8 protein-coding genes are annotated in these 8,436 nt (G+C 63.1%); 7 read left to right on the top strand and 1 reads right to left on the bottom strand.

What is annotated here, in order from left to right; all coding sequences use genetic code 11:
* From groL to QZY48_RS28885, 7 genes are all read left to right on the top strand, one after another.
* A partial coding sequence (gene groL, locus QZY48_RS28915; protein ID WP_295437174.1) for a chaperonin GroEL occupies window positions 1-1,175 on the top strand: 1,175 nt, incomplete at its 5' end.
* A gap of 295 nt (window positions 1,176-1,470) precedes the next feature.
* On the top strand, window positions 1,471-1,662 hold the full coding sequence (locus QZY48_RS28910) for a hypothetical protein (protein ID WP_295437172.1): 192 nt from the start codon (window positions 1,471-1,473) through the stop codon (window positions 1,660-1,662).
* Window positions 1,649-2,272 (top strand): zeta toxin family protein, encoded by a 624-nt coding sequence (locus QZY48_RS28905; protein ID WP_295437170.1) that lies wholly within the window; start codon window positions 1,649-1,651, stop codon window positions 2,270-2,272. Before QZY48_RS28910 ends, QZY48_RS28905 begins: the two co-directional genes overlap by 14 nt.
* Before the next feature lie 253 nt (window positions 2,273-2,525).
* The gene (locus tag QZY48_RS28900; protein WP_295437168.1) at window positions 2,526-4,940 is read left to right on the top strand and encodes an ATP-binding protein; all 2,415 of its coding nucleotides are present in this window, start codon (window positions 2,526-2,528) and stop codon (window positions 4,938-4,940) included.
* Between the two features lie 429 nt (window positions 4,941-5,369).
* Window positions 5,370-5,627 (top strand): UPF0175 family protein, encoded by a 258-nt coding sequence (locus tag QZY48_RS28895; RefSeq protein WP_295437167.1) that lies wholly within the window; start codon window positions 5,370-5,372, stop codon window positions 5,625-5,627.
* A complete protein-coding gene (locus QZY48_RS28890) occupies window positions 5,612-5,788 on the top strand; it encodes a DUF3368 domain-containing protein (RefSeq protein ID WP_295437165.1) in 177 nt (58 codons plus the stop codon). Before QZY48_RS28895 ends, QZY48_RS28890 begins: the two co-directional genes overlap by 16 nt.
* 118 nt (window positions 5,789-5,906) lie before the next feature.
* Window positions 5,907-7,079, top strand: a complete 1,173-nt coding sequence (locus tag QZY48_RS28885) for an ATP-binding protein (protein ID WP_295437163.1) — start codon at window positions 5,907-5,909, stop codon at window positions 7,077-7,079.
* A 252-nt stretch (window positions 7,080-7,331) separates the two neighbouring features.
* Here the strand turns inward: QZY48_RS28885 and QZY48_RS28880 are convergent, their stop codons facing one another.
* Window positions 7,332-8,294, bottom strand: coding sequence for an MBL fold metallo-hydrolase (locus QZY48_RS28880; RefSeq protein WP_295437162.1), 963 nt, complete (start codon window positions 8,292-8,294; stop codon window positions 7,332-7,334).
* Window positions 8,295-8,436: the final 142 nt, after the last annotated feature.

Below are 8,436 nucleotides of genomic sequence, written 5' to 3'. Positions count from 1 at the left end.
CCGACGCTTTGGACAAGGTGGGCAAGGACGGCACGGTGACGGTGGAGGAAGCCAAGTCGATCGAAACTTCCCTCGAAGTGGTCGAGGGAATGCAGTTCGACAAGGGCTACCTCTCTCCTTACTTCGTGACGAACCAGGAAGATCAGGAAGCCGTTCTGGAGAACGCCTATCTCCTCGTTCACGAGAAGAAGATCTCGAGCCTGAAGGACATGCTCCCGCTGCTCGAGAAGGTCGCCAAGTCGGGCAAGCCTCTCCTGGTCATCGCCGAGGAAGTGGAGGGCGAAGCCCTCGCCACCCTCGTGGTGAACAAGCTGCGGGGCACCCTGCAGGTCTGCGCGGTGAAGGCGCCGGGTTTCGGCGACCGCCGCAAGGCCATGCTGGAGGACATTGCCGTCCTGACCGGTGGCAAGATGCTCAGCGAGGACCTCGGGATCAAACTCGAGAACGTCACGCTGGACGATCTCGGCCGCGCCAAGCGGGTCGTGGTGGACAAGGAAAACACCACGGTCATCGAGGGCGCCGGCAAGAGCTCGGACATCCAGGGCCGCGTCTCCCAGATCAAGAAGCAGATCGAGGAAACCACCTCGGATTATGACAAGGAGAAGCTCCAGGAGCGTCTCGCCAAGCTCGCCGGCGGTGTGGCCCTGATCAAGGTCGGTGCCGCCACCGAGATGGAGATGAAGGAGAAGAAGGCGCGCGTCGAGGACGCCCTGCACGCCACCCGGGCGGCCGTGGAAGAGGGCGTGGTCCCCGGCGGCGGTGTCGCCCTGGTGCGCGCGCTCAACAAGATCAGCGGCCTCAAGGGTGCCAACAAGGACCAGGACGTGGGTATCACCATCGCCCGGCGCGCCATGGAAGAGCCCCTGCGCCAGATCGTCGCCAACGCCGGTGACGAGCCGTCCGTGGTGCTGAACAAGGTCGCCTCCGGCACCGGCAACTTCGGCTTCAACGCCGCCAACGGCGAATATGGCGACATGATCGCCATGGGCATCCTGGACCCCACCAAGGTCGCGCGCTATGCCCTGCAGAACGCGGCCTCCATCGCTGGCCTCATGATCACCACCGAGGCGATGGTGGCGGACCTGCCCAAGGATGAGAAGCCCATGGGCGGCGGCGGTGGCGGCGGTATGGGGGGGATGGGCGGTATGGGGGGGATGGGCGATATGGATTACTGATCGCCTGGGCTTTCCTGTTAGTTTGAAAGAGCCCCGCTTCGGCGGGGCTTTTTTGTGGGCGCTCGGGGGGTTGAATACGGCTTCGTTCAGCGGTGCCCGGTCCGCACAGCGGACCCTACGCCCCGCGCCCGTAGGGTCCGCTGTGCGGACCAGCGATCTCGCGTCCAGCAGGGTGGTCGGCGTCATGATCAAGGCCCTGACCACCATGCTCCACACCCCGTCACCCGGCACCTGACTCATCGGGTTACACTTCGCCGACCCGCCCCTGCCGACGCGACTCAGCCTGGACCCGACCATGGACCCCGCACACTTCGACCTCAACGACATCGAACACGAGCCGACCGACGAGCAACTGGCGGCCCTGATGGAGGCGGTTGCCGAGGAGGCACGCCGTCGCGGCGACCTGGCCCGTCGCATCTCAATGGAGCGCGTACAATCGGCGCTCGACGCTGCAATGCCTTGCTCTGTAACCCATGAGCGAGTCTGAAAGACCGAGGCTGATCGTGGTCGCCGGCCCCAACGGGGCGGGCAAGACATCAGTCACCGAGCAACTGCTCCGCCATGAGTGGATGGGCAGCTGCGAGTATGTCAATCCCGATTTCATCGCCCGCGACGAGTTCGGCGACTGGAACGCGCCTGACCCGGTCCTCAAGGCCGCCCGCCGCGCTGCCGAGATCCGCGAAACCTGTCTGACCCAAGGGCGCAGCCTTGCGTTCGAGACGGTACTGTCCATGCCGGACAAGTTGGATTTCATCCGCCGGGCGCGTGATCGCGGCTTCTTCGTCCGTCTGTTCTTCGTCGGCACCGATGACCCCTCGATCAACGCCAAGCGTGTCGCCCTGCGGGTCATGCAGGGCGGTCACGATGTCCCGATCAGCAAGATCATCGACCGGTACGCACGCTCGCTGGCCAACTGCCGAACCGCCGCGCGCCTGGTCGATCGCGCTTACGTTTATGACAACTCCATTGAGAATGCGAGCGCCAGGCTTATTTTTCGCATCACGGACGGGCGCCTCGCCAGGACCTATGGAATTATCAATCCTTGGGCACAGGCGATCCTTGCCAAGCTTGATCGGAACCTTGCCGAAAGCGCCTGATGGGCGCCGATTATCTCGTTGGTCAGCTAATTGATACGTGCGACTCGCTTCGGGACCAAAGATGCCGATACCAGAATCATTCCAAGATACCCATCTTTGGCGCTCGACGCTTGCGCAGCGCCCAGGCGGCGCCGACGAGTCTGCGCGTGATAAATTACGCGTGAGCTTCCTCGATCTTCGCCACCGAACAGCGAGTCTCGTTACGCGAATATCGGCGGATATCCCGAGCCTGACTGTCCACGATATTTCCCACTTGGACGCACTCTGGGAGACCGCCAGCCTGATTGCAGGCGACGAATTTGAACTATCACCCGCGGAAGGCTATGTGTTGGGTGGCGCCATCCTGCTCCACGATGCCGCTATGACGCTCGCCGCGTTCCCCGGCGGACTGACCGATCTCGCAAAGACGGATGAATGGCGCGATGCGATTGCATTGATTCTGGGCGGACGGCAGGACGAGCCCGTAGCGGTCGACGACATCGAGAACGCAGCCGACGATGTCATCGCGGAGGCCGTCCCTATCGTCTTGCGAGCCTTGCACGCCAAACAGGCGGAGCAGCTGCCGATCACTGCATGGCCCGGCCCCGACCAACCTGCCACACCCGAATTCCTGATTCAGGACTCAGATCTGCGCGGCTACTACGGCAGGCTGATCGGCAAGACCGCGGCGAGCCATTGGTGGAATGTCGCAGACCTCAGCGCCCTACCGCCTGTCTGCAATGCGGGTCCGGGGCTCCCGGCATCCTGGCGGGTCGATCCGCAGAAGATCGCCTGCCTGCTTCGTGTTGCCGACGCCGCCCATATCGATCATCGACGAGCCCCCCGCTGGCTGCGAACCCTGATGCGCCCTGCGGGAGAATCGGCGAAGCATTGGGCCTTCCAGCAGCGGTTGGGAAAGCCATCTCGGGAAAGCGACGCACTCGTCTACACCGGCAGTGAATTTCCGGTGCACGAGTCCGACGCCTGGTGGCTTTGCTTCGATACCATCCAAATGATCGACCAGGAATTGCGTGGGGTGGATGCCTTTCTTGAGGAAACCGGTCGGCCCCGCTTCAAGGCAGACCATGTCAAAGCTGCCGAGTCGCCGGCAAGATTGGCCCGCTACATTGAAACCCCCGGCTGGAGGCCGGTCGATACCCGTCTGCGGGTTACCGACGTGGCCGCACTCGTGGAGAGACTTGGTGGAAAACGTCTGTATGGGGACGATCCTCGGGTGGCCTTGCGGGAACTGATCCAGAATGCGGCGGACGCTATCCGGGCGCGCCGTTGCGTGCCCGGAATCGGCGCCGACTACGGCGTCATCACGGTCACCTTGCGGGACAGGTCGGACGGTGTCTGGCTTGAGGTCCAAGACAACGGGGTCGGTATGAGCACGAGTGTGCTGACTGGCACTCTGCTCGACTTCGGCGCATCCCTTTGGCGGAGCAGCGCCATGCAGCAAGAGCATCCCGGGCTGGTCGGCCGGGGGCTGAACGCCTCGGGCCGTTTTGGGATCGGTTTCTTTTCGATCTTCATCCTCGGCGAGCACGTCAAGGTGACGAGTCGTCGTTATGCCGCTGCCCTCGTAGACACGCGCACGCTGGAATTCCGACACGGACTCGCCTCCCGCCCTGTTCTGCGCGACTCTACCCCTGATGAGAGCTTGGTCGAGTGCGGAACCAGGGTCGCCGTGCGCTTGCTCAAGGATCCGGATGAAAAGGGCGGTTTGCTCGGTAGAGTAAACCAGGCAAGGCTTGGGTTACGTGCCCTTGCCGCTTCTCTTTGTCCTGCCCTTGATGTGCGCATTGATGTGGCCGATCGCTCCGAAATAGCGAGTTGCGCAGTCGAGGCGAACGACTGGCGAACTGTGTCTGGGGATCAATTGTTGATCCGCGCATTGATTGGGAGCCTGCCCTTAGTGATAAGACCGTCGCTGGGCTGTGCGGGCAATCTACGGGAGCTTCGCGGGGAACTAACACATGGGCGCGCGTGCATCCACGCGAATCAAGGGGACTTATTGGCGCCAGCTATTGGTATCGTCACTATCGGTGGGTTGCGTGCCGCTGCTTTGAGCTACATTGGTGGCGTGCTCATCGGTGGTGAGCCTGAAACCGTGGCCCGAAATACCGCGTTTCCGACGGCTCCGCTCCCTGTTCTTGGGGGGTGGGCAACCGAACAGGCGCAACTGTTATCGGTCTCCGATCTCGCCCCATGGTCCAAAGTGCGCTGCGCCTGTGTAGTGTTGGCTCTTGGTGGCGAACCGGGCGATCTTCCGATCGCGCTGGTAGGCAATGAGGGGAAGAGCCAGTCTCAATTACGGGGGATTCTGCAACATCGTAATACAGTACGCGTTCTCAAGGGCCTGATCGTGGAATACGATGAGGAACGTGATGAGATGTACCGTTCAAATTTCAAGACTGGCTTTTTGCCGGATCCCGATTTACTGTTTCTGGAGGCCGACGATCCAATGATACTAGCGGTAGGCAATAAACAGTGGCCAAAGAGTCTACCAGGCTATGCCTCGCTTCCCGGCCCGCGAACCCCGTTCGATGCCTTCTGCGCTCTAGTGAGCGAGGTGTGGGGAGAGGACTTCATGGAGTACGAGGAGGAACGCCCCGTGGGACTGGTTGATAATTATTCCGAAATCATGCGAGAGGTGGTCGTCTTTGAGCGGCCATTAGGAATCTAACTGTCGGATAGCATTGGTAGGTTATTGGTAGTCGACGAAGTCGGCGGGGTCAGTTCTCGCATCGTCGCATTACTTTCCGGGCGACGCGGCCAACGGTTGCCCATTGGATTCCAAGGCGCTCCGTGATGGTCCCATAGCTGTATGCCCCGGTCGCATGAGCGGCTACAATAGCTGCGTCCCGATCGAGGAAGGGAGGCCGGACGCGATCCCCGAGAGGGCCGGGGTGGCCCAGCGGCGTTGCGTCGCGAGATTTGGGAAATGCAACAATGCGAGAAATGACCCCACGAGCCTGTTTCTCAGCCGGTTCACTACGCAGTATCCACCGTCGCAAGCTGCTACATCGGCAGACCCTCAAAACATCGCCATTCGTCGGAAGGCCTTGACTAGAGCAACCAGACAAACCAACCCCTGGCCGGGAGGTCCCCGCCCATGACCCAGATCGTGCTGAATTTCGACAGCAGTGCCATGTCCGCCCTGCGCAAAGGACCTGGTCAGTTGGCTGAAGAGGTAAAGACCGCCGCCGTGGTGCAATGGTACGCCGAGGGGCGTATCTCCCAGGGCAAGGCCGCCGAGATCCTCGGCATCAGTCGCGCCCGGTTCCTCGACGAACTGTATCGTCGTCGGGTGCCCGCGGTGCAAACCGATATCGACGAACTGCGGGAGGAGTTGGTGTGCCTGACCGGATGATCGTCAATGCGTCGCCGCTGATCTTCTTTGGAATCGTGCTCGCGGCCAAGCGCATGGGATGGATCGCCGCGGCTCGCCCCCTGGTTGAGCGGCTGCTCGGAGACGGACTCTATCTGAGCCGGACACTGGTCGTTGCGGCACTGGCGGAGGTTGGGGAGTAGGCCGGTTCGCCCTCCGCACCGACTCGTCCCCAACGCGGGCGCCGAGCCGTTCCTGCTGCTGAACCGCCCCGCCCGTTCAGTTATCATTGCAATCTTTCCACGCCATGGAAAGATTGCAATGATACTTCCCCGTCTCGCCGACACTGCGGTACGCGCCGCGCTCGCCCGCCAGGCCGCCGTCGCGCTGATCGGGCCGCGCCAGGTGGGCAAGACGACGCTCGCCAGGGGCATCGGTGACGAGCGCGGCGCACTGTATCTCGACCTGGAGTCCCGGGAGGACCGGGACAAACTCGCAAGCCCGCGCCTCTATCTGGAGCGCCTGGCGGACCGACTGGTCATCCTGGACGAGATCCACCGGATGCCGGAGATCTTCGAGAGCCTGCGTGGAATCATCGACGAGGGGCGGCGCGGTGGTCGGGGGACGGGGCGCTTCCTGATCCTGGGGTCGGCCTCCATCGACCTGCTGCGCCAGTCGGGCGAGAGTCTGGCGGGGCGCATCGCCTATGTAGACCTGGCACCGCTGACCGCACTTGAGGTCGCACCCGGACGCGCGGACCTGGAGCGCCTATGGCTGCGCGGCGGTTTCCCGAACCACTTCCTGGCCATCGACGACGCCGTCAGCCTCGCCCTGCGCAAGGATTTCATCCGCACCTACCTGGAGCGCGACGTCCCCCTGTTCGGCCCGCGCCTCCCCGCGGCGACCCTGGAGCGGCTCTGGACCATGCTGGCGCACCGCCAGGGCGGGTTGCTCAATGCGTCCGAACTGGGCCGCGCCCTGGCCGTCAGCACCCAGACCGTCACCCGCTACATCGACCTCCTGGTCGATCTGCTCCTGGTGCGGCGCCTGCAACCCTACCACGCCAACCTCGGCAAGCGGCTGGTCAAGTCGCATAAGGTCTATGTCCGCGACAGCGGCTTGGTCCATGCCCTGCTGGACATCGTCGACCTGGATCGCCTGGCGGGGCACCCGGTCGTAGGGACAAGCTGGGAGGGTTTCGTTATCGAGACCCTGAGTGCCCTGCTGCCGGACCGCACCCAGCCCCTGTTCTACCGCACCGCTGCCGGGGCCGAGATCGATCTGCTGCTGGAGCGCCCGGACGGCCGCCTGTGGGCCATCGAGATCAAGCGTGCCCTGACGGCCAAGCCCCGCCGCGGCTTTTATGTCGCCTGCGAGGACCTCAAGCCGGCACGGGCCTTTGTCGTCTACGCCGGAGATGAGCGCTATCCGGTCGCCGAGGGGGTCGAGGCGATTGGGGTGCGGGAGATGGCGGCATTGGTGGCCGGCGCCTAGTACCCGGTTTCAGCTGATCTCGCGTAGCGACCCCAACGGGGTCGAACATACCAGCTCAGGGCAACGCCCTGGGTATGGGTTATCCGCGGAGCTTAGCCCTGAAAGGGCGTGACATAACGGCATGGCTCCTTACGTCACGCCCTTCCAGGGCTAGGCCGAATAAACAATGCTATCCCAGGGCGTTGCCCTGGGCTGGTATGTCGCGCCCCTTCGGGGCTAAACCAGTCAATTAGCGAACGCTTGTTGCGCCGCCTATAGCTCCAGCACCTCCCCGTTACCCAGGAACAGATCGGTCTTGGAGCCATGTTCGGCCTTGCCCCGGACCACCGGGAGGCCGGCGGCGATCATCTTCTCGACCGCCAGCGCGCCGGTGCAGTGATTGCAGCCGAAGTGCGCGATGCCATAGTCGGCCAGGGCGGCGATCACCTGGTCTTTCTCCGCATTCCAGTCGTCGAAGGGCGCGATATGCAGACCGCCATAGACCGCATAGAGGCGGTCGCCGCCGACGAAGGTGCGCCGGGCGTAATCGAGCAGGTTCAGCACCCCGCCATGACCGCAGCCGGTGACCATCGCCAGGCCCTTGTCCGCGATCTCGAAGTACAGCACGTTTTCGCCCGCGACCTGCAAGAGCGTCTGCATCGGAAACTGCACCAGCGCGCACCCGGGGAAGAGCGTCAGCGGCTGCTGGGGCGGCACCGTGATGAGCGGGCCGGTATGTCCATGCCGTTTGATCAGGTCCAGCCCCTCGGGATGAAAACCGGCGGGGATGTAGATCGGCAGCGACGGGCAGAGCTTCAGGGTGACGCCGATGCCCCAGAAATGATCGAAGTGTTCGTGACTGATGACGAGACAGTCGATCGCGCCCTGCGCCAACAGCCGGTCCACCCCCTCTTCGGCGAAGCGGCGCTGCATCCAGGCGGGATTCCACCCGGTATCGAACAGTACCCGGTGCCGCCTGCCATCCGCGGTTTCCGCTTCGATCAGGGCCGCGGACCCGGCGGCGTTGTCGGCGTGCAGTTGGGCAAACGGCGGCCAGGGCACCTGATATTGATTGGCGCCCATGCCGCCGGCCGCCGCGATATCCGCCAACAGGGTCGGGGTGTCGAGCCAGCCCACCTCAGAGATACACAGAATCCTCAGGTGCCTGAGGGTGCCGATTGAAAACGGTGGGGCCGACGGTACCGGCGCGACGGTGCTTGGTTTCAGGTCTTGCATGGGAGACTGTTCCTAAAATTCTGAGCAAAGTTGCTCAGTGATGAAGTTAGGATTTATCCGCACTTGGTTGATAGGCGTTGCGGCCTGCAACTCAAGCCTCTTGACGCTCAGTTGCGCCGGAGAACGTGACAGCAGCACCCGT

Origin of the sequence: uncultured Thiodictyon sp., from assembly GCF_903828115.1 — a bacterium.
Taxonomy (GTDB): Bacteria; Pseudomonadota; Gammaproteobacteria; order Chromatiales; family Chromatiaceae; genus Thiodictyon.
Note: the sequence above shows the minus strand (reverse complement) of the source record. Positions and strands in the feature narration are given on the sequence as shown.